The organism is Crocinitomicaceae bacterium (genome assembly GCA_016708105.1).
Lineage (GTDB): Bacteria > Bacteroidota > Bacteroidia > Flavobacteriales_D > Crocinitomicaceae > JADJGJ01.
In genome coordinates this window covers 1,277,485-1,299,470 of record JADJGJ010000001.1, presented here as the reverse complement: position 1 = coordinate 1,299,470, position 21,986 = coordinate 1,277,485, and the positions used below count along the sequence as shown (strand labels likewise).

23 protein-coding genes and 2 pseudogenes are annotated in these 21,986 nt (G+C 36.8%); 11 read left to right on the top strand and 14 right to left on the bottom strand.

Annotation, left to right across the window (positions count from 1 at the left end):
- Positions 1 to 2: 2 nt before the first annotated feature.
- From IPH66_05590 to IPH66_05575, 4 genes are read right to left on the bottom strand one after another with little or no spacing between them, the layout of a single operon-like run.
- Positions 3 to 413, bottom strand: a complete 411-nt coding sequence (locus IPH66_05590; protein MBK7128825.1) for a hypothetical protein — start codon at positions 411 to 413, stop codon at positions 3 to 5.
- A 14-nt stretch (positions 414 to 427) separates the two neighbouring features.
- Positions 428 to 856, bottom strand: coding sequence for a hypothetical protein (locus IPH66_05585; GenBank protein MBK7128824.1), 429 nt, complete (start codon positions 854 to 856; stop codon positions 428 to 430).
- Between the two features lie 46 nt (positions 857 to 902).
- On the bottom strand, positions 903 to 1,970 hold the full coding sequence (locus IPH66_05580; protein MBK7128823.1) for a glycoside hydrolase family 16 protein: 1,068 nt from the start codon (positions 1,968 to 1,970) through the stop codon (positions 903 to 905).
- Positions 1,971 to 2,010: 40 nt separating this feature from the next.
- Positions 2,011 to 2,943, bottom strand: coding sequence for a tail fiber domain-containing protein (locus IPH66_05575; GenBank protein MBK7128822.1), 933 nt, complete (start codon positions 2,941 to 2,943; stop codon positions 2,011 to 2,013).
- Positions 2,944 to 3,034: 91 nt separating this feature from the next.
- Between IPH66_05575 and IPH66_05570 the strand changes: the two genes are divergently transcribed.
- Complete coding sequence (locus IPH66_05570; GenBank protein ID MBK7128821.1) at positions 3,035 to 3,403, top strand: helix-turn-helix transcriptional regulator; 369 nt, start codon at positions 3,035 to 3,037, stop codon at positions 3,401 to 3,403.
- Between the two features lie 232 nt (positions 3,404 to 3,635).
- Here the strand turns inward: IPH66_05570 and IPH66_05565 are convergent, their stop codons facing one another.
- The 7 genes and pseudogenes from IPH66_05565 to IPH66_05535 form a co-directional block, all read right to left on the bottom strand.
- Complete coding sequence (locus tag IPH66_05565) at positions 3,636 to 4,427, bottom strand: (Fe-S)-binding protein (GenBank protein MBK7128820.1); 792 nt, start codon at positions 4,425 to 4,427, stop codon at positions 3,636 to 3,638.
- Between the two features lie 28 nt (positions 4,428 to 4,455).
- Positions 4,456 to 4,890 (bottom strand): phosphoheptose isomerase, encoded by a 435-nt coding sequence (locus tag IPH66_05560; GenBank protein ID MBK7128819.1) that lies wholly within the window; start codon positions 4,888 to 4,890, stop codon positions 4,456 to 4,458.
- 23 nt (positions 4,891 to 4,913) lie between these two features.
- A complete protein-coding gene (locus IPH66_05555; protein MBK7128818.1) occupies positions 4,914 to 5,240 on the bottom strand; it encodes a hypothetical protein in 327 nt (108 codons plus the stop codon).
- Positions 5,241 to 5,242: 2 nt separating this feature from the next.
- A pseudogene (locus IPH66_05550) lies at positions 5,243 to 6,527 on the bottom strand (4Fe-4S dicluster domain-containing protein).
- A gap of 18 nt (positions 6,528 to 6,545) precedes the next feature.
- Positions 6,546 to 6,770: a hypothetical protein gene (locus IPH66_05545; protein MBK7128817.1), complete on the bottom strand. Its 225-nt coding sequence runs from the start codon at positions 6,768 to 6,770 to the stop codon at positions 6,546 to 6,548.
- The gene (locus tag IPH66_05540; GenBank protein ID MBK7128816.1) at positions 6,754 to 7,578 is read right to left on the bottom strand and encodes an MCE family protein; all 825 of its coding nucleotides are present in this window, start codon (positions 7,576 to 7,578) and stop codon (positions 6,754 to 6,756) included. The genes IPH66_05545 and IPH66_05540 overlap by 17 nt, the downstream gene beginning before the upstream one ends.
- A 105-nt stretch (positions 7,579 to 7,683) precedes the next feature.
- Positions 7,684 to 8,788, bottom strand: a pseudogene (locus IPH66_05535) (N-acetylmuramoyl-L-alanine amidase).
- Positions 8,789 to 8,923: 135 nt separating this feature from the next.
- Between IPH66_05535 and IPH66_05530 the strand changes: the two are divergent.
- The 3 genes from IPH66_05530 (at position 8,924) to IPH66_05520 (ending at position 11,369) form a co-directional block, all read left to right on the top strand.
- Positions 8,924 to 10,078, top strand: a complete 1,155-nt coding sequence (locus IPH66_05530; protein MBK7128815.1) for an LPS-assembly protein LptD — start codon at positions 8,924 to 8,926, stop codon at positions 10,076 to 10,078.
- Positions 10,079 to 10,149: 71 nt separating this feature from the next.
- Entirely contained in the window at positions 10,150 to 10,761 is a 612-nt protein-coding gene (locus IPH66_05525) for a hypothetical protein (protein MBK7128814.1), read from the top strand.
- Positions 10,758 to 11,369, top strand: coding sequence for a hypothetical protein (locus IPH66_05520; protein ID MBK7128813.1), 612 nt, complete (start codon positions 10,758 to 10,760; stop codon positions 11,367 to 11,369). Before IPH66_05525 ends, IPH66_05520 begins: the two co-directional genes overlap by 4 nt.
- Here IPH66_05520 and IPH66_05515 read toward each other — a convergent pair.
- Positions 11,292 to 12,314, bottom strand: coding sequence for a paraquat-inducible protein A (locus IPH66_05515; GenBank protein MBK7128812.1), 1,023 nt, complete (start codon positions 12,312 to 12,314; stop codon positions 11,292 to 11,294). The two genes, IPH66_05520 and IPH66_05515, sit on opposite strands and share 78 nt — an antisense overlap.
- A 90-nt stretch (positions 12,315 to 12,404) precedes the next feature.
- Between IPH66_05515 and IPH66_05510 the strand changes: the two genes are divergently transcribed.
- From IPH66_05510 to IPH66_05500, 3 genes are all read left to right on the top strand, one after another.
- Positions 12,405 to 12,560 (top strand): hypothetical protein, encoded by a 156-nt coding sequence (locus IPH66_05510; GenBank protein ID MBK7128811.1) that lies wholly within the window; start codon positions 12,405 to 12,407, stop codon positions 12,558 to 12,560.
- The gene (locus tag IPH66_05505) at positions 12,548 to 13,324 is read left to right on the top strand and encodes an ABC transporter ATP-binding protein (protein ID MBK7128810.1); all 777 of its coding nucleotides are present in this window, start codon (positions 12,548 to 12,550) and stop codon (positions 13,322 to 13,324) included. Before IPH66_05510 ends, IPH66_05505 begins: the two co-directional genes overlap by 13 nt.
- 218 nt (positions 13,325 to 13,542) lie before the next feature.
- The gene (locus IPH66_05500; GenBank protein ID MBK7128809.1) at positions 13,543 to 14,346 is read left to right on the top strand and encodes a helix-turn-helix domain-containing protein; all 804 of its coding nucleotides are present in this window, start codon (positions 13,543 to 13,545) and stop codon (positions 14,344 to 14,346) included.
- Positions 14,347 to 14,647: 301 nt separating this feature from the next.
- On the opposite strand, the gene IPH66_05495 is transcribed toward IPH66_05500, so the two are convergent.
- Together IPH66_05495 and IPH66_05490 are read right to left on the bottom strand one after the other, a co-directional pair.
- Positions 14,648 to 15,298 (bottom strand): response regulator transcription factor, encoded by a 651-nt coding sequence (locus tag IPH66_05495; GenBank protein ID MBK7128808.1) that lies wholly within the window; start codon positions 15,296 to 15,298, stop codon positions 14,648 to 14,650.
- A 4-nt stretch (positions 15,299 to 15,302) separates the two neighbouring features.
- Positions 15,303 to 17,312, bottom strand: coding sequence for a hypothetical protein (locus IPH66_05490; protein ID MBK7128807.1), 2,010 nt, complete (start codon positions 17,310 to 17,312; stop codon positions 15,303 to 15,305).
- 230 nt (positions 17,313 to 17,542) lie between these two features.
- Between IPH66_05490 and dnaN the strand changes: the two genes are divergently transcribed.
- Genes dnaN through IPH66_05470 form a run of 4 tightly spaced genes read left to right on the top strand, consistent with a single transcriptional unit; the run spans position 17,543 to position 21,336 of the window.
- Positions 17,543 to 18,661 carry a DNA polymerase III subunit beta gene (dnaN, locus tag IPH66_05485; GenBank protein ID MBK7128806.1) on the top strand — a complete coding sequence of 373 codons (1,119 nt, stop codon included), beginning with the start codon at positions 17,543 to 17,545 and terminating at the stop codon, positions 18,659 to 18,661.
- A 9-nt stretch (positions 18,662 to 18,670) separates the two neighbouring features.
- On the top strand, positions 18,671 to 19,645 hold the full coding sequence (locus IPH66_05480; protein ID MBK7128805.1) for a hypothetical protein: 975 nt from the start codon (positions 18,671 to 18,673) through the stop codon (positions 19,643 to 19,645).
- A 43-nt stretch (positions 19,646 to 19,688) separates the two neighbouring features.
- Positions 19,689 to 20,417: a hypothetical protein gene (locus IPH66_05475; GenBank protein MBK7128804.1), complete on the top strand. Its 729-nt coding sequence runs from the start codon at positions 19,689 to 19,691 to the stop codon at positions 20,415 to 20,417.
- A 10-nt stretch (positions 20,418 to 20,427) separates the two neighbouring features.
- Positions 20,428 to 21,336 (top strand): ribonuclease Z, encoded by a 909-nt coding sequence (locus IPH66_05470; GenBank protein ID MBK7128803.1) that lies wholly within the window; start codon positions 20,428 to 20,430, stop codon positions 21,334 to 21,336.
- Positions 21,337 to 21,986: the final 650 nt, after the last annotated feature.

The window sequence follows — 21,986 nt, the reverse complement described above, 5'->3', positions numbered from 1 at the left end:
TATTATTTAGGCTGTATTATAATTTCACCCGCTATTGCAGATGAACTATCTTTAAGAGCAGAGTATTTTCCTCTAATAATAATGCCTTTTGATTGCTGCTCAAATGTTGCGATCAAATAAGGATCAATCAAATAGTCCATACTTGGAATTTTTAATTCACCATATACGGTGTCATTGCTTATTTCGAGAACAGATGATCCGTCAAAAACCAAGCTGTCACATTCAAGGTTGGTAAGTATATATTCAATGTTCAGATGATTAATACTGTCATGGGGATAATTGGTTTCCATGCCTCTGAAATTTGCGTGATACGCTGTATTAAGTTCTATCTCGGTTGGTTCCTCTTTTCTGCATGAAACAAAGACCAGAGAAATGACAGTAACCATTACAATAATACACCTATGTTGATGCATGATAAAATTGTTGATTAATTAACTCTTGTTAGCTTATACTCCATGCTAGTGTAGAACGAAAAATCCTGATCGTTCTCGTATTTTTTGTACAGATTTGTAGTTATAGTTAACTCCCTATAATTTAACAAACCCCAACCAGTCATTTTTAGCAGGTGAGCATCATCATTCAAACACCAACCGCAACCTCCACCGCTATAAACAGGCAACTTCGCCACGATAGAGGGGGCTATCTGAAAATTATTCTCGTCTGTTACAATAGCAGAAACCGGACTAATGGTTAAGCCCGATATGCCCATGGTTTGCAACGAATCCTGAGGATAAATTTTAATTTTCTGGTAATTCTGATTCACGTATGCGCCAACAAAATTCCGCGTCAAATCTTCTTTTTTCTTTTCTTTTTCACATGAAAGACACATTAGAGTCACAATTATCAAACAACTCATGAGCTTTGTATTGAATGACTTATTAAAAACATTTTCAACCATATAATTAATTTGAAATAATGTAACAATCAGGCTCAATCTGCACGGTCATGACTGCACCTAAAGGTACGGTGAATTCGCCATTAATCAACACCGTTTCTACCACATTCAGGTAAAGATTTGCGTTGACTGGTAGACTACTTGAACATCCGGGTCCACCAATCACAATCCCCTTTTTAACCGTTGATTCATAGGTATAATAATCAAAATCACATGCGTTATAAGCCAAGTTGCATTGTCCGTTTTGCTGATAAATTTTAACATAATCAATATACATCTCGGAGGTAGTTGGTGTTGTGCCATTCGGTTCGGATCCGTATTCGATCGCCAAATCAAGAATCAACTTTACCTTGTCATGAACCTCGTGTGGGGCATAAGTTCTAATAGCAAGCCCGTCCACATACCAAATGATCTGATTGGGATTCCACTCTAAACCAAACGTTCTATAGACGCCATTATAATTTCCAATATTCACTTCCTCATAGACATAGGGCATTGGCAAATGTTCATCTTCAGGGGTAGCTGGGTCGTTATATTCATAATGAATATTTGTGGTTGTAATATGCTCGCCTAATTGGCTACCAAGATTCATTTCAAAAATATCTATTTCTGCGGCATTTTGCCCATCAACTACAGTCCAACCGCGCCAAGTCCAAAACGCCGGGTGCAGACCATAATCATAAGACATTTTTATTCTTGCCTCAATATATCCATATTTAAAGTCATAATCTGGCTTGGTCGCAATATACCCTGACGTTCTGGTGTAACTGTTACCCGTCTGTGTTTGTCTTACACAATTGTGTGGTGCAGTACAAGTATAATTTTCCTTCTTGAATGTCAACACCAGATTACCTCCTGTTTCTGAAACATTGTCATCAAGAAACACAACATCGTTGGCTCCAAAATGATCAAATTGATTATACACGTACCATTTAGATAAATCCAGTGAGTTATCGTTAAAATCATCTTCAAGCCATATCTCCCAAGTTGGGTCAGATAAATCAGGTGGCGTTTGAGCAGTTGAAACAAGCGCATTGAAACACAACCAAAAAAGAATTTTTTTTCTTATCATCATAACTCCATCTTATTAACGGTTATTGAACTGAGTTAGTTGGTCACTTTGATAAAATCATCTGTTTTGATTCAATAAAAACTCCATCTACAATCAAAGCATATATGTACATGCCGGCCTTAAAAGTACCTCCTTCGATGATAAGTGAACTGCTTCCAAAATCTATAAGTTCAAATTTCTCAAGTTGTTGACCGCGCATGTCGTAGATAATAATTTGCGCGCTTTGAGTCGTTTCTGGAATTTTATAAGGAATCACTGTGGATTCTTTGAAGGGGTTTGGCCTGTTTTGACCTAATTCAGCAGAATTAACTATAACACTTGTTGGATGACTGCTACTATCACCGTTGGATTCCGCGCTTTTTGTTCCTGTGTCATATTCACAGCATTTTTCCAATTCATTGACTCTCGAAAACAAGGAATCAATAATTACTTGTTGTTCTTGCAAAGCGAGGACGAGGTACGGTATTATTTGCGTGGTATTTATACCCATTGTGCTGTCAACTCCATAACTTACAAGTTCTGGTTTGACCAAAGCAACATCCTGCGCAAGAAATCCAAAACTTTTTTGAGCCTCAACCTCTGCCAGACCATTGATACGATAATAACTTTTAGGTTCGAGCTCCATGACGAAACTTAAGCCATCTTGTAATGGCGCAATATCCGTTTTATAGGTACTATCAGAATATTCAGTCAAATCCTCAATGTAAAGATCGTTGTACGCTATGGTTCCATTCGTCCACAGTGATACGCGATTTGAACTGCTGCCAATAATCGCATCTGTTGATGACGAACTTAGCCGCAAGGTTGAACTTCCATTTGTAACCATAATACCGGCACCTCCATTAACGCGCAAAGCATATCCAGACCATGAAGCCGTAGTTCCAACACTTGCGGTGCCATCAGAATGAACTTTTAGCTGCCCCGAAGCAGTAATACTACCCATTACGAGCAGTGTAATCGTGATCCCGTATTTCATATTTTTTTTTCACATAGGTATAAATAAAATGAAGCATTGAAACTGTAGATTTAGCTCTAAAAAAGTACCTTTGGTTCTAAACAAGTATATTATGACTAAAACTTTGGGAATTAAAATTCGCCAGCTGCGTGAATTAAAGGGGTTTTCACAGGAGTATATGGCACACAAACGGGACATCTCGCAAAAGTCATATAGCAAGCTTGAAAGAAATGAAACAAAGATTGATTGGGACCGAATAAATGAAATTGCTCAAATATTCGAAATGGATCCTGTTGATTTAGTAAATTTTGATGATACTTTTATTTTTAACAACTGCCAAAATTCAGGCAAAGCATATATCATGAATAATTTTCTACCCGAGAAACTTATTGAGCAGTACGAAAAAAGGATACAACACCTAGAATCTGAAATCGAGCATCTCAGAGCTCAGCTTGTTTTTCATACCACCCCCCATTCTTAGTGTATTATTCAATAGACTCATTAAACGCCAAGTTAAAGGTATTGTTTATCGTGTGTTTAAACAAGTATCTTTGAGATGCATGAATTCTGTAATACATACTTCACCAAATCTTTCATACTGTGACAAGCCATCGTGTTCATGTGTTGAACCAGCTGACCATGGTAAAAAAAGATTGCTGTAAAAAATACAAGCGCAAAGGGAAATTTTGCGGAGGTTGTCCTAAAAAATAGATTTACAAATCAGCAGCCTGGGCAATCATTTCAGCAATGTCCAACACTTTGATCTCATTTTCTTTATTAAAATTTTTCACACCATCCGTCATCATGGTATTGCAAAATGGGCATCCTGTTGCAATAAATTCTGATTTAGTTTCCAAGGCATCTTCTGTACGTTCCACGTTGATTTCTTTATTGCCTTTTTCAGATTCTTTGAACATTTGAGCTCCGCCGGCTCCACAACACAATCCTCGCTCACGACAACGTTTCATCTCAATCAATTCTGCGTCTAACTTTTTAAGTACTTCACGAGGGGCTTCATACACCTCATTAGCGCGACCCAAATAACAAGGATCATGAAAAGTTATTTTTTTCCCTTTGAAGGTACCTCCTCCTTGAATGGTAATTTTACCTTGTTTGAATAAATCTTCAAGCAATTGTGTGTGATGAACTACCTCATAATGCCCACCCAACTCAGGATATTCATTTTTCAAGGTATTAAAACAATGCGGACATGCCGTCACAATTTTTTTAATTTCATAACCATTCAAAACTTGAATATTCATCATGGCCTGCATCTGAAATAAAAACTCATTTCCCGCACGTTTGGCAGGATCTCCGGTGCAAGATTCTTCAGTGCCCAACACCGCAAATTTAATATTGCAATGGTTCAGAATTTTCACAATGGCTTTGGTAATTTTTTTAGCTCTGTCATCAAAACTTCCGGCACAACCAACCCAAAATAAAATATCGGGTGTCTGACCTTCAGCCATCATTTGTGCCATTGTTTTTACTTCAACTTTACTCATAGCTTAATTCTTGTTTTGTTGATCAATACTATTTTTTAAATACCTGAATTTTAGAATCTATTTCAATGAGATCTGTAAATTTTCCTTCAAATCTGGTGGCTCTCACAATATGGTTATCAATCCAATGATAATTTCCTCCGCGTGGTTTACCCATTAGCATTCCATGATATTTAAACCCATGTTTCGCTAACCATTCTTCAGTTACTTTTCTATGCTCTTCAGTTCGTGATGTGAAAAACGTTATGATATGCCCCTCATCAAACCATTTATTGCAAATTCGCAAAGCATCAGGATATGCCTTTGCAGTCACCATACGCTCCGGTTCTTCATTCGGAATATCATCTCCAATTGTTCCGTCAATATCAATCAAGTAGTTTTTTACATGCTCAGGCAAGCGGGGCGAAACCTTTGCGCCATCAACTGTTTTTTCAATCAGTTTATTATCGTCAAGTTTTTTTTTCATAGCTGATTTTCATTCCTGTCTAATTACTCTTTCCAAACAATAAAAGGATAAACAAACGTGATTGTTTCATTTTTTGACTTTCGATATTGCAGCACAATGTCAACCGTTTTTGAATTTTCTGCAATAACAGTGACCTGATATTTTTTTTGTTTTTTATCATAAACTATCTGCACCCCTTTTCCTATGAGAGATACCTTTGAAAGTTTATAGCTTGTTTGAATTTCAAGTGTATTTGTTGTATTCGTCAACAAAGTATCTTTTTTATTGGTCAACAAAATAAAATCATTGCATGACTGCGCGAAAGAGAATTGAAAAATAAAAACTGTTATCGAGAAAAAAATTACTTTCATATTTACGCTTCGTTTGCCCAGTTAAATCTGTCAGCCGGAGAGAACTGCCAAGGCGCCTGATTATTTTCAATATTGGTTGCCATCCCTGCCAATTCAGCTGGCAATTTTGATTCTTCCATCACCAGATATCTTCTCAAATCAATGATAATAGACAGCGGATCAATATTCACCGGACACTCTTGCACACATGCGTTACAACTAGTGCAAGCCCACACTTCTTCGTCTGTGATATAATCTCCAAGTAAAAATTTTCCATCATGGAATTCAATGCCGTTTTTTTGTTTTGCCTTACCTAATTCTTCAACACGGTCACGCACATCCATCATGATTTTGCGTGGTGATAATTTTTTACCCGTGATATTTGCCGGACAAGATGAAGTGCATCTTCCACATTCAGTGCAGGTATAGGCGTTCATGATATTTACCTGGCAGAAGATCAGTAACATCTTTTGCGCCAAAACGTTGAGGAGCCGCTTCAGTAGCCGGTTGCGCCGCATAAGGATCTGCAGACGGATCAAGCATCAATTTCACTTCACGGGTTACACTTTCCATGTTGGTTAATTTACCCTTTGGCAACAAATTTGAAAAATACGTGTTCGGAAATGCCCAGATGATATGAAGGTGTTTTGAAAAAGGCAAATAGTTCAAGAAAGCAAATACACCAACCACATGGAACCACCAAGCTGTTTGTTCAATTATATGCAGTGCATTATGATTCTCAGGTAAGAGGGGTTTCAGATAACTTGAAATTAAAAACCCACCTTGTACATCGGCGGCATTCATGATCAAAAGAGCACTCATCATCAATACTTCAGTGATGAGAATAATGTTACCGTCTTTAAACGCCCATCCTCTTAAATCAGGTCCCTGAAATCTTTTGACGGCTTTGAAATTTCGGCGCACTAAAAACACGATACATGCAAGTGCAACTGCTGCGGCAAGAATTTCAAAAAAGTTTACCATCACGAAATAAAAATTCCCCAACAAAGGTTGTAACACACGATGCGTACCTACAAATCCATCAATAAAAATTTCAAGCATCTCAAGATTGACCAATATAAATCCTGCGTAAACGATAATATGTAAAAAAGCAGCAAATGGTCGCGATGTCATTTTTGATTGACCCAGCGCCACCCGAATCATGGTTCGCATGCGTTCACTTTTATTATCAGTTCGGTTTACGTCTTTTCCCAAACGTATATTGAACAAAATTTTGCGAACATTGATAGTAAAAAGAATTGCCGCTCCGATGAACAACAGAGCGAATATAATATTTGCAATACCCATGATGAAATGATTTAATTCTTAATGAGGTTGGCTCAACCAATCACGTAGTTTTTTCTCTTCTTCTGCGGTGAGTTGAACACCTTTTACTTTTCTGCCGAATAAGCTGAAATGAACATATTTATTTGGATTGGCCACCATATCATCCAGCAAATGTTGAACTGATTCATTGGTTGAAATCAATGCATTATACAAACTATCACTGTGTAATAAAGCACCAACAGTTCCTTCACCGGAGTTCACCATAGAGAACCCCATTCAGTTCAGTCAATGTAGTTTTGGTTTCAAGAATTACGGATTTAATATCAGAATCAGCAAGCGTGTCAGATATTGCAGAGATATTATCAATAGTATTAGAAATCTGATCAGATTTATCAGCTAGGTTGCCTGTAATATTATGTACATCATCCAAAATTTTACCAACCACTTCAGTTTCTTTTGAAATGAGCAAACTCAGATTATTTGCTAGTTCACTAAATGTTCCAATAGCATCACGCACTTCGTATAAACTTTCATCAATAGTATAAGCAGCACTAGTATCCCAGAAGGCATTGACAGATACGATGATTCCTTCAACTGAGCCAATCAACTCTTCTGTTTTTTGTTTCAGGGGTAAAAGTTGTTCTTGAATTTGATCTTCAATAGACATGGTAATGTTAGAAATTATGGTATCACCATCTTGGTAATAATCATGCACAGCCATGAAATTGGTATCGAGTCTTAAATCAATAGATGCGGTTCCTAACAGATCAGTTGCCAACCAAGCTTCAGATGATTTAGGAATTTGCAGCTCATCATCTTCAATAGAAAATTTAACAAGAATGAGCGTTGGATTATCAGGATGCAGACCCACTTCTTCAACTTGACCAATTTTAAAACCGCTGAGCTTAACTTCATTAGACGGTTTTAATCCGGCTGAGTTATTGAACACAGCGTAAAATTCACGGCTTTTTCCAAAAATAACGCCACCTTTCAAAAAGTTAACGCCAACAAAAAGAAGCAGAAGTCCGAGTACCACTAGGAGCCCTACCTTAAATTCTTTTGAAACCCTCATGTTTTTTAGGTTAACCGGTTTTCTTTGCGGGAACCGGCGTTGTTTCTGTCTGCTAAATTAGTGTAAAAAAACGTATTCCTTGCCAACAGGGCGAATTATTACCAACTAAAGATTAACACGCTGATTACCTTTTAGTGTGACAACAAATGCATATTCAAAACCAGCTGTACGCATTTCTTTTTTGAGCGCGTTGGCTGAATCAGCATCTCGAAAAGCACCCACTGTATATTTGTACAAACCCTTATCTTCATACATAAAAACGATCATACCTTTGAAGCGGGCATCCGTGAGTTCTAGTTTTGTTTGTGACGTTTCAATTTGTACTCGGTAAATAATTTCATCTGCTTTTACATCTGACTCCGGTATTCCAAATTTTTCTTTGTCCAAGGTAATTGTTGTATTCGTGGTTGTAGAATCTTTTTCCGTTTCGGTCATTCCTGCCTCATAATAAACTTTATATTCTTTGAAGGCTTCAAAAATTGATTTTGCCATTTTCTCTTGACTAGCAGGATCAGCCAGAAATTTTTCTTCGTCAGCATTGGTTAAAAAACCGGTTTCAATTAATACACTCGGCATGGTAGTGCGGTACAATACCAAAAATCCTGCTTGTCTCACACCACGGTCACTGCGACCAATTTTCACAAACTGTTCTTGTAATTTGGTCGCAAAAACAATACTATGATCAAGAAAAACACTGAGTTGTAATTGTCTTGCAATGATGGCATCCGGTGTCATATCAAAATCTTTATACTTCTGTCCGCCATCTTCTTCCAATTCAATGGTTGCGTTTTCACGTTCTGCCACTTGTCGTTGTGCTTCAGTTTTGTGCAAACCAAGTACGTAGGTTTCAACACCAAAGGCAGTGGGGCCGCCTGCGTTAGCATGAATGCAAATAAAAAGATCGGCATTGTTGCGATTAGCAATTTGAGCACGCTCTTCTAATTCTACAAATACGTCAGTCTCTCTGGTAAAAATAACTTTTACTTTGGGAATGCCTCTTTGATATACGCCCCTAGTTTAAGCGCAATGGCCAGTGTTACTGATTTTCATTGGTACTTGCTCCATGGCATCCCGGATCTTTACCTCCATGTCCGGCATCAATAACCACAGTGTTTAACCCCGCAAGAGCATCCGTGGTTTGTGCAGACGAGGCTGCAGCAATTATCATCAGAAAACACAATATTATCTGACCTTTCAAGTTATGCAGTATTGAAATCATCTTTTATAAAATTGATAGATTTGCGTATAAATTATACTTCACCCTAACAAAGTTAAGACCAAAACGCAGGTGATACAACGTGCCACATCCTTAGTTATCCATTCTGTTCTGTTGATAATCGGGACTTTGAGCACTACCCTGCTGTTTTCACAAGCACCATCATCAGGTGTTGAATACAGCGCCCGAGATTCCATTGTTGCTGACATACCTGCACAAATCATACGATTATATGGAGATGCCAATGTAACGTATGAAGATATTGTATTGCGCGCTGATTTCATTGAAATAGATCTTGTACATGGTGAAGTATTGGCCACTTTTACCTTGGATTCCGCCGGTGTACCTGTCGGTAAACCTACATTTACCATGGGTGCAGAAGAAAGCCATTGTGATTATATCAAGTATAATTTCAACACAAAAAAGGGTTACGTAAAAGAAATTAGAGGTCAGCAGGGAGAAGGCTATATCCACATGGCTGAATCAAAAATTCATCCTGACGAAACGGTACACCTGAAAGATGGAAAATTCACTACCTGTGATGCAGACACTCCTCACTACCACTTTCAATTAACGCGCGCCATGATAGTGCCTGATGAACGAATTGTCACCGGACCGGTGTACATGAAATTATTCAAAGTACCAATGCCGCTTGCCGCACCTTTTGGATTTTTCCCTAATTCTGAATCTAAAAAACATGGAATTATTATTCCGCGTATTGCCAATACTGATGCATACGGTTTTGGTTTACAAGATTTCGGATACTACATTCCGTTAGGTGATTATTGGGAAACGTATTTTTATGCAACACTTTTCACTACCGGAAGATTTGGTATTCAAAATATTTCAAACTACTACAAAAAGTACAAATACAATGGAACGATAGGATTGAAATTTGAACAATTCAGAGGCAAATTTTATGATACCCTGGTTGCTGAAAAATGGACATTCAATTGGCGACACACCCAAGATGCCAAAGCGCACCCCAGCTTAAAATTTAGCGCAGACATCAATTTCAAATCAGACAACAACGGTAAAACCACGTTAGAAGCAATCAATCCAGAATATTTTGATAACCAGTTTAACTCAGCAATCAATATAACCAAAAGATGGAAAACAAATCAGTTCAGCGGAACCATGGGATTAAAAACATCATTGCAACAGAATTCACAATCAAAAAACTATATCATTGAACTACCTACCTACAATTTTTCTGTCAACATGTTTGATTTAGGAGTGCTGCAAAATCCGATTGGAAAAAATGGTATGAAAACATCAAAGTAACTTATGCTCTCAACGCAAAAAATTACATTGCTGCCCCTGATAGTATTTTCAACGCAGGACAATTCTATTTGGTGAATGATTATGTATTAAATGGGGTACAACACGCCACCACAGTGCAGTCAAACATGCGTCTTTTTGGCGGAAGAATGATGTTAACACCTAGTGTGAACTACGCTGAAATATGGAATTTTCAATACGAGAAAAATACGTGGAATCCGGGATCTGAAAAAATTGATACCGTTTCATTTGAGGGATTTAAATCATCAAGAACCCTCTCATTCAATGCAGGCTTAAATACTAACTTTTACGGTTATTATAAAATGCTTGGAAAAAGAGAAATGAAATTCAGGCATGTGGCTTCACCAAATCTTAGTTTTAGTTTCAGGCCTGATATTGGTTTGTATGAAGAGATTCAATATGACACTTTAGGTAACACAAAATATTATTCGCCTTTTCAAACCAGTTTATACAGAGAGCAAGGATTTGGTCAATCAGGAATTATTTCATTCGGCCTTGCTAACACATTAGAAATGAAAATGCTTGACAAAAAGATTCTATCAATGAAACATTCAAATCATTCAAACTGGTTGATGCATTTTCAATCAACGGGTCTTATGATATTTTCAGAGACTCTTTTAATTTATCTAATTTTGCTTTTGCATTCAGAACTGCAAAATTTTTGAATGTATTCAGTTTTCAGAGCGCTGCTGCTTTAAGTCCATATGCGTTTAACACATTCAGCGGAAAAGATTTAACTGCATACGCATGGCAAAATGGACAAGGCTTAGGCCGATTTAAAACGGCCACTGCAACAGTGAATGCAAATTTCACCAGTGCAACCGGTAGTAAAAAACAAAAACAATCAGGTGAAACAAGTTCAAATGACACAAACCCCAAAGAGAGCAAACCAGATTTTGAATTGCCTTGGCAGTTGAATTTGTCTTATAATTTTAAATATTCCCGTTTATCCATGCTGTCAGGCGGTATTTTAACGGATACTCTTGAACTCATTCAAACCATTCGCGCAGACGGCGATTTCAGCATCAATAAAAAATGGAAGTTTGATTTTGGAATCAGTTTTGATTTGCAAGCAAAAGGAGACGACCCGTTAATTCCAACCTATGATTTTGGTATTTGGCGTGACCTACATTGCTGGGAAGCCAGTCTTACCTGGTTTCAATATGGTGCTTGGGAAGATCATCAGGTGAATTTTTTATTCAGAGTCAACATCAAAGCTTCCATGTTTCAGGATATTAAGTTGGAGTACAACAAGCCGCCATTCTTTTTCTAAACATAATCTAGAGTAGCTTCTTTTTTTTTTTTGTACTAGTTTTTTCAATACAAAGCCTGAGAGAATTGAAAGGATAACAAAACTTAAAAAAAAGTACATTCCAATCAGTGTGCTGGCTCCGGTATCAATACCTTCATTCATGTTTGTGAAAGAAAATACGGCTAAAAACATGGCTGAAATAAATACATCTGCCATACTCCATTTTCCTAAATAAACAATTGCCGGCGTTAACTTATGAGATGATTTAGAATGAGGATTCATGAAAATAATCATAGATGAAAATAACTTAACTAATGGAAAAACAATGGAGAATAATATGACACAAATTGCTACTAGAAAATTACCTCCGGTGTAAAGTAATTTGATCAGTTGTAAAACAGATTTATTTTGATACAAATAATAGATGCGACCTTCAAAAACCTGATTGAGTTCATAATGATATCCACCCAAGTCTAACTCACCCAAAAAAGGAATTTCATTAGTGTTTACATCAAGCGGAATGTCAAAAGCTAAATCAGCATTGTACGCTTCAATTTCAAGAAAAGGAGATTGTAAACCAAGATATAAAAATGAGAGCGCTGAGAAAACCATCACTAAACCATATATCTGAAGTTTGTGATCACGCTTGCGGTAATAAAGCAAATTAGCACAAGTAAACAATAAAACTACGCCACCTAAAATATAACCGTAAATACACGCTTTCTTGTAATAATATGACGCTGATATTTCAAGAGCTCTCCACGTCTCTACCTTTTCTTGCCCAATAGTATTAAAAGGCACCCACTCCCAGGCATTCATTAGGCGATTCTCAAAATTCAACTCCTTGGATATTTCACTTTTCTTATCATGATATTTAGATAAATTTTCAGAGATACTAAAGGTGAAATAAACCACCGTGCTAAACAAAATGATGAATGAAACAAAGAGAAATGTAAATTTTTTCATGTCTGACTTATTATTGATTATGTCAATATGAGTTAGCAATAGCGGCATTGACAAACAACCATCACACCCACTAAGGTATAAAAAAAGACCATGGTGCAAACAATCATGCATCAAAGCAAGTTAAGTTATGTATACACTGCACCAATAAAAGATGATGGTTATCAAACACATCCTGTTTATCAATTCAAATCAAAAGGACATTTATTGATGATCGTAAAACGTAAATTTATCACATGGAAATTCTGAATGTAAAAAATCTAACCTTGTCGTACGGAACAAAAAAAATAATCAACAAGGTCAGCTTTTCATTAACTGCGGGTGAAATCATAGTAATACTTGGAGCAAGCGGAGACGGCAAAACCACCTTGATGAAAGCACTCGCAGGTTTACTGCCTGTTCAATCAGGTGAAATACGTTACAAAGATCAACACCTGAAAGACGCCTTGCACAAATTAGTTCCGGGGCACCATGAAATCAAACTCGTCAATCAAGATTTTGCCTTAGATAAATACCATACAGTAGAAGAAAATGTGCGACTAAAACTAAGCCGATTTGATGAATCATATCGCATACTTCGTATAGATACTTTACTCAAACTAACCGGACTCAACACGTATCACAATTTAAAAGCAGATGACCTTTCAGGTGGTCAACAACAGCGACTAGCCATTGCCCGTGCGCTTGCCGATGAACCCGAATTACTTTTGCTCGATGAACCATTTAATCAACTTGATTTTCAAAACAAACAAAAAATTGAACAGCACGTCCGCAGCTATTTGAGAAAAAATAACATGAGCGCAATTCTAGTAACCCACAACGGTATTGAGGCTATGGAATGGGCAGATAGAATAATCTTTATTCGCAAAGGAAAAATAAGACGCATTGACAAACCTTCTGATTTTTTTAATCACCCAACAAATAAAACTGAGGCTGAATTTTTTGGTGAACTCAATCACATAAAAATGAGAAAGAAGAATTTTATTTCAGGCCGGGAATTTTCAGCGAGGTAAAAAATAAAATTTGTACAAAAAAAATTCAGGTCAGCCTGAAATCTACTCTTGATTTAGGTTGGTATAAAGAATATACATTTATCTCGTCAAACAGGCGAGTTAAAATATTTTCTCAGCATGATGTATCCGGCGTTAAACACCTCTACATTCAGCCAATTCAATTTGTTGATTAATATTTCAGAATATTTTTATATCTTTGACGAGTAATTCATCTTGATATGATTGGAGATAATCTGAAATTATTGCGTAAACGCAGAGGCGTATCGCAAGAAGAAATAGCCACAGAACTAGGACTAACGCGTTCCACATACAGTGGATATGAAAATGGAATAGCAGAGCCCAGCATTGAAACACTGATTAAAATATCAGCATATTATGACATGTCTTTAGACAAGTTTGTTAAGCGAGATTTAAGCAGAATATCAGAAAAAGACTGGGATAAAATAGAACGCGGAATTGATGTTGACATTGAAGGAAAACATTTACGCATTATTGCAACATCCGTTGATCGTGACAATAATGACAACATTGAATTGATTTCAGAAAAAGCACGCGCAGGTTACACTGCCGGTTATGCTGATCCTGAATACATCAGTGTATTGCCTACATTTCAGCTGCCATTTCTTAAAAAAGACAGAAAGTACAGAACCTTTCCAATCAAAGGAGATTCAATGCCCCCGGTATCAGACGGAAGTTTTGTCATTGCTGAATATGTTGAGAATTGGAACAATATAAAAGACGGCTATCCATATATCGTAATAACCGAAGATGATGGAATTGTTTTTAAGGTTTTGTATAAAAGACTTGAAGACAATCAGAGTTTTCAATTGTGTAGTACCAATCCACTTTATTCACCCTATGAAGTGCACGCAACTAAAATTCTGGAAATTTGGAAATTTGTCAACTACATCTCGTCTGACATGCCGGTTTCTGCATTCAAAGAAAGTGAACTCACACGCGCCATTCTGGATTTGCAAGCTGAAGTAAAGCATCTCAAGAATATTTATATTCCGAAAAGATAAAACAAAAAAAAGAGCATTCAAAGAATGCCCTTTCTCCAAGTTTGGGTTTGCTATCCAACTTGTTCTTTCCTCAGGTGGGTACTGCAAAACCACCCAAAGAATTTTTCAAACTAAACTTCGGCTGAAAAAACTACTAAACAACCGTTTTATTCTAAAATCTTAGCCCAATTTACGACTGTTTTTAATCGGTTCAACCGTTTTAAATGAATTGAGGGGTATCCCCCTCAGCAAGCCAAGCTTGTGAGTTTTATTCATAACAACCTGACCAAATTGTTGTTATTTATTGCACACCGTTTCAAACTCACTTAATCAGGTCACGGTTTGAAACTGTCCATTTATAAAGTGTATTACTTCCTCCTGTGAGATTTAATTTTTTACAGATACGACTTCGGTAATTTTCAACTGATTTTTCAGTCACAAAAAGTAATTCGGCAATTTCTTTTGAACTTTTATTTTCAGAAACCAATCTGAGCGTATTCAATTCAGCTTTTGTCAATGAAGAAAGAGCCTCACGAATGGCTCCCATTTTTTGAGTAAAATTTCGGCGATTGTCTAAAAAATGTAGAAGTTTTTTACTGACAAAAATCTGATTTTTTAATACATTTTCAATGCAGTCCATGATTTCAAGAGACGAATCTTCTTTGAGAATAAAACCTTTGGCACCACGATCAAAAGCTTCATTAAAAAAAAGTTCATCATTGTGCATGGTGAGAATAACAGGCTTTACCTGAAGCTGTTGTTCTTGAATAAAATCAAGCACATCAATTCCTGATTTTTCAGGCATATCAATATCCAAAACAGCAATATCCAACACATTTTCAGACAGCGTATTTATGGCTTCATTTCCATCTACCGCTTCAAAAATTTCACAGTCACGAATGGAATCGCTGATCAAAGCAGCAAGACCTTTACGAAAAATCGGGTGATCATCTACAAGCAACAGTCTAACCATAATGCTATTTTAATTCTATTTTCATTACTGCTTTAAAACCTTTTTTAGGCTTTTCAAATTTAATTGTTCCATTGAGGTAATTCAAGCGTTGCTGTATACTTCTTAATCCAACAGAAGAATCACTTGATTTCCATTTTTCTTTATCAAATCCTTTACCATTATCTTGATAAATTATGGTAAGCTCATTATCATCCAGAATGGCTTCAATTTTTAGCGCAGTTGCCTCTGAATGTTTGATTGTATTAGTGGTTAATTCCTGAATTATTCTATAAATACGCAAACTTTGATGCGGTTCAGTTTGCAATTTATCCAAATCTTCCAACTCAGTGGTGATAAATAATCCAGAGGTATTTCCAACTTCAGTCAATCTGTTTTCAATGGCTTTTTTTAAACCCAGCCGTTTGAGTTCAGGCGGAATCAATGATCTAGATATAGCGCGAATTTCTTCAATCAAATCACTAAAGTTTTGATCAATTTGTGAGTGGTCATTCATTACTTTGTCAGTTCCTTTGTTGACTTTATTTTTAAGTATGATCAAACTTTGTCCAATACCATCATGCAAATCACGAGCAATGCGTCCTCTCTCCTCTTCCAATTTATTGACGATGGTATGAGAAAATTCTCGTTCACTTTTTTGTTTCTGCCGATAATAGTAAATGAGAATAGCAGACAAAATCAAAACAAACACAGCAATTATAAAAAATAAACGTTGCCTGAACTGCGCCATATCCAGTTCTTGTTGTTTGAGTTGCAATACTAATTTGTTGCGTTCTCTCAATTGCTGTTTCTCCTTTTTTTCAGAATTAAATTGAAGTTGCATTTCAGCTACTCTTTCCAATGACGCGTTTTCTTCAACTGAATCTTGGAGAGATTTAAAATCTTTATAAAAATCAAATGCCAACTGCGTATTACCCATTGCCTCATACAATGAAGATTTCAGTTGTAAATAAGCAAGTCTGATATTGAGTAAGGAAGAAAACTCAGCATACACCAAGCTTGAATCAAGCAGAGAAAGAGCCTCACTCAAACGTTGTTGCTCAGTGTAGACCTGAACTTTGCCTAAATAGATAGGAGAAACAGCATGAAACATCCGTTCAGCTTTAGCAATGATGAGTGCTTGTTGGTATAAAGAATCTGCTCTGAAATAATTTTCTTGCCTTCGAGCAAGCCCAGCTAGATTAGTAAGAGAAGACAACTCCAAATCTTTGAATCCGCGATCTTCTCCAATTTTTAATACGTAATAAAACTCTGCCTCCGCCGCGGGGAATGAGTCATGCTCCATGTAATAATATCCAAGATTTTCACGCAGGTGACATTCCAATCTATCATTTTTCAAGTCTTTAGAAATACTCAACCCTCTCATAAAGTCAGTGTAGGCCGAATCTTTCAAGCCAGACTCCAGCTTAAGCAGACCGAGATTATTGAGCACAAATGCCTCTTCAAATTTATGATTGCCGGATTGAGAAAGCGATAAAGCCCAATTGTGACAAAGCAGACTTTTCTCCGTGCTATCCATGCGGCTATAGAAAAGTCCAAGACCATTCAAACTATATATCATGTTGATGGTATCATTTCTAATCAGCGACAACTTAAAAATTTCTTCCATTTGTCTTGCCAGTTCAGGAGCTGATTTTTCATATTCATCACAAAAGACACGTCTCACTTTTGCAGTGATTTCAATGCGGCTGTTGCCAATCTGATTCGCAATCAAAGCAGCCTGATCAAAATAATACACTGCACTGTCTTTGCTGCTCAGATAAAAATGATATGACCCTTGTAGAACGTAAAGAAAACTCAGTAAAGCACTATCCTTTTTTGCCGTTGAAATTTTCAGTAACTGATTATATCCTTCAGTGAAATGCCGTGGATCACTGCGCAATTGTTCATTCAGCTGTTCAAGTTCAGCAAAATAAGGCTTGAGCTCATCTATTCCGCTATAAATCTGAGCGCGACCAAAGTTACTCAGCAAGAGCAGCAATAAAATTAATACTAAGCCGGTTTTACTCCGTTTCAAGGTTAGTGGGTTTTGTGAAAATTACTTCTTTTTTGTCAGCCTGAAAAAAAGTTTTTTAACACTTAAACTTTCTTCAAGAGATCCTTTTCTTCTAAAACTTTATAAACACAGGCTTTAATAGAGTTTTGAACAGATTATTTTTCATGTTGATAAATACCGATGTGCAGGTGACAGGCAGCCGTCTTATCAAAGTATATTTGTCTTTCAAAAAAAAGAAAAAGATATCTACTATGAATTTCATTATCTCAAGTTCTGCATTACTTAAAAATTTACAGGCTATTGGCGGCGTACTAAACAGCACTAATTCATTGCCTATTCTTGACAATTTCTTATTTGAACTGAGCAAGGGAGAGCTTACGATATCTGCATCAGATATGGAGAACACGATGAAAACAACCGTGACCCCTGATGAAGCTAAACAAGATGGTAAAATTGCTATTCCCGCAAAACTATTGATTGATACATTGAAAAATTTCTCTGATCAGCCCCTGGCGTTTTTAATTGACCCGGCTACGTTTGGAATTGAAATTTCATCAGACTACGGAAAATATAAACTAGTTGGGCAAAACGGAGATGACTTTCCAAAATCACCCGAATTGAAAAATGCGGCCAGCATTAAAGTAAAAGGTGAATTGATTGCAAAAGCAATTGAAAAAACGGTGTTTGCAACCGGAAATGATGAATTGCGCCCGGTAATGAGTGGGGTGCTTTGCCAATTCTCACCTGAAAAATTAGTTTTTGTTGCAACAGATGCACACAAACTGGTAAAATATTCACGCACTGATGGTAGCGCATCTGCACATGCTGATTTTATTTTACCTAAAAAACCCCTTAACATCTTGAAGTCAAATGTTGCCGGGGCTGAAGAAGTAGAAGTGCTTTACAATGACACTACTGCGCATTTTAAAATGGGCGCTACAGAACTTACATGCAGATTAATTGATGGAAAATATCCGAATTATGAAGCGGTTATTCCAACGCATAACCCAAATGTTTTGACGGTTGATCGTCCTTCATTTTTGAATTCAATCAAACGGGTTTCTATCTTCTCAAATAAAACTACGCATCAGGTAAAAATTAAAATTGCCGGCAGTGAGCTTACTATTTCAGCTGAGGATATTGATTTTTCAAACGAGGCAAAAGAGAGACTTACCTGCAACTATAGCGGTGACGATATGGAAATTGGATTCAACTCTAAATTCCTGATGGAAATGCTGAATCATATTGACACGCCTGAAGTAGTAATTGAAATGAGCGAACCTAATAAAGCAGGTATTCTATTACCAAGCTACAACGAGAATGAACATGAGCAAATCCTCATGCTCGTTATGCCGGTCATGATTCGTTAATCAATAGGTATGATTTTTGATGCGGCAGTTGATATGTCTGCAAAAAAGAATTACCTGATTTTTATACTTCTTTCTTTTTCTCTATCCGGATGCTTTTGGGCAGATAATCTTTTTATTACGCCTGAACCAGAAGAAAAAGAAATTTCATTACAACGTGAAGCGCAGAAATCAGTTCAAAATTATATTCGCTCAGGAATAGGAACTTCACAATACACCTCAGTTGGATTCAAAAAAATTGTCATTCACGTGCCACAAGAAATTGCCGCACTGGAAGAAATTGAAGCGGACAGAGATGCAGGTAATCTCACCGGACCCGAAGTAGATTCAATGATATATCAGCGCAAAAAATATATTGAAGAACAAGGCATTGAACGCAGCATTACCATAGATCATTTCTTTACCATTCGTGACACCAACAGTGCATTTCATATCATTGAGGCCACGTTTTATCTGAATGATACTTTGGGTGTAAAATCTTTTGATCCGCTTATGTCAACTGATGTTGACGCCAGTCTTGAAACGGCTTTCAATTATTTTTTCAAAGAATTTACCTTGTTTGATGCTATTGATATCAATGAAGCAAGAAAAATGAGCAATCAATTTTATTCATTTTACAAAACAAAACTGGATACCTGTACTGATATAACAACTAAATCACGTTTTTATGCTCACTGTTTATACATCACAGAATTAGTGAGACTGAGTGGCACATTTAATCCGGGGTCAATTGCGCAATCTATGGCAACAAGCAGCAGATTAAACGGAAAAGATCCTTTGTATCATTATGAAGACGTAGCATTTTCGCCTGTTTATGAAAAAAGCGAGAACGGCTTTCTGCGTGGTTACTATATTTTTCATAAATTTAGAAAGGTCAATACAGAAGGGGTTGCTGATACATTAGCAATGCAGGTTGATTTTTCACCTTATTTTGAAATTATTTCGCGCACCTATCTGACACCACCTTTTGAAAATTATTTTGAATAAGACATCAAAATTGGATCAACACTAAAACCAAAAAAAACTCAACATGATCAAAAAAATATTCCTTCTTACCACCCTCTTGGCAACACTTAGTTTAAGCCATGCACAAGATGATGAAATAGATTCAGCCCCAGATAAAATTAAAGTTGAAGCCGCAGTTGTTAGATGGGCAGATTCTGTTTTTTACAAACACTCCGAATATAAATTTGAAAATTTTCATGCCGAATATTCAGATGGATATTACATTGCCGTGATGCGCGCTAAAGCTTACAAAGAGCGCGTAACTGATTTGGAAAATGACAAAGCAAGCGGCAGATACAAAGGCACTGAGGATGCCTACACGAAAGAACATCAAAGCTTGACTGACGCTTATCAACAAGCACAAACTGCTGCAGATACCTATGTTGAGCGTGCTGATTATTACGTGATTCATTTCTGGTCAAATATTCAAACAACAGATGGTATCACGGTTTATTATGAACACATTGTAAAACTGAACAACAATTATCAAGTGACAGAAGCTACTATCAACAGCGCAATTGGTAAGAAAGATGAGAACACAAAAATTTTATATAAAAATGAAGTGAACGGAGGAGAGAAAAAAAAAGATAGCAGCACTCCACAAGAAATAAAACCTGTTGACAATAGTTCAGGAACCAACACCGGTTCAAATACCGGAAACGGCAGCGTTGGCATAACAACCAATACTACTGACACCAGTACCACAACCACTGAAACGAGTACCAAAAAAGAAAAAAAGAAAAAGAAAAAATAATCTCTATCACTTGTCTTTCAAACTCGTCATCGTTGGCTCAGGATCTGCAGTACCCACTCTGCAGCGTGCCGTCACATCACAATACATCAACTTCAATGAACGCAGAATTTTAATTGATTGCGGAGAAGGCACACAACTTCAACTCAGAAAATTCAAGGTTCCGTTTCAGCGTCTTCAATACATATTAATTTCTCATTTGCATGGTGATCACTTTCTGGGTATTTTCGGTTTGCTTGCTTCCATGCATCTTTTAGGAAGAACACAAAAGTTGATTATTTTTTGTCCGCAAGATCTTGAAAAACTTATTCAATTTCAATTTGAACTCACGGGAGTTTCATTAGACTATGAGATTGAGTTCCGCATCATTTCATGCAAAACAAAAACACTCATTTTTGAAGATAATCTATTGGAGATTTATGCTTTTCCGGTGAAGCACCGGATACCTTGTTATGGATTTTTATTTGCAGAAAAAGAAAAAGAGCGGAATATTGATAAGGACAAAATAACTCAATATCAAATTAGCCGATCAGAAATATGGGCAATAAAAAACGGGGCAGATATAGAAAGAGACGGAAAGATTATAAAAAATGATGCACTCACCCTTGCTCCTAAAAAATTAATGCAATACGCATTTTGTACAGACACAAAATACTACGCAAAAATAGCCGAATGGGTGAAAGAGGTAGACTTACTTTACCATGAGGCAACATTTACTGAAAAGCAGCGTGACCGAGCCTTGGCAACTAAACATTCAACTGCCTTAGATGCCGGTAAAATTGCCAAAGAAGCAAGAGTAAAAAAATTACTGCTCGGTCATTTTTCAGCGCGTTTTGATGGTACAGATGAATTAAAAGATGAGGCAGCGCAAGCATTTGAAAACGTAGAATGCGTGCAAGACGGAAATGAATACAACCTCTGATGATATAAGTAATTCCATGAATATTTTTAAAAATAATAACGGAGAAAAAAAAACAAGGCAATTCGACCAATTGTTCTTGAAGTGTTCCATTGCGATTTGAATGAATTCAAAAACTGCGAAGTGCTTGAATTATATTACAACCTTGACGAACTGCGAATTATTTACAAGTGTTCACCGATTGATCAATACGAAATAATATTCCCTCGACCCATTGGTTTTCGTTGTTTGGACGAAGGTGATTTATGTTCTTATTGGTCGCAAGAAGTGTTCTCCGGAAAAAATATTTACAAAATTATTGAAGGAGGTTGGACCGATTTGGAAGAATTGACTGGCGGTTTTTTGACAAAACGCACTTCGCGGCTGCGACGAATATTTTGTATGCGGAGAAAATGATTGTGTAAATGTATTGGTCGATATAGGAACCGAACCAATAGTAAAAAAACTACTTACAACAAAGGTTAAAATGTAATTGCGCTGTCGTGTTATTTCTCCCTGTTTAAGTTTCATATACCCGCGAGTGAAGCAAAAATTTCTCAATCAAAAACCGATTTCTATCGGTTTTAAAAATTTGTTTGCCTAGCTTCTCGGTTAGCATCAATTTAGTACCTTTAATCAAACGACAGTCGCAACAATATTTAGCCAAGCTTTAC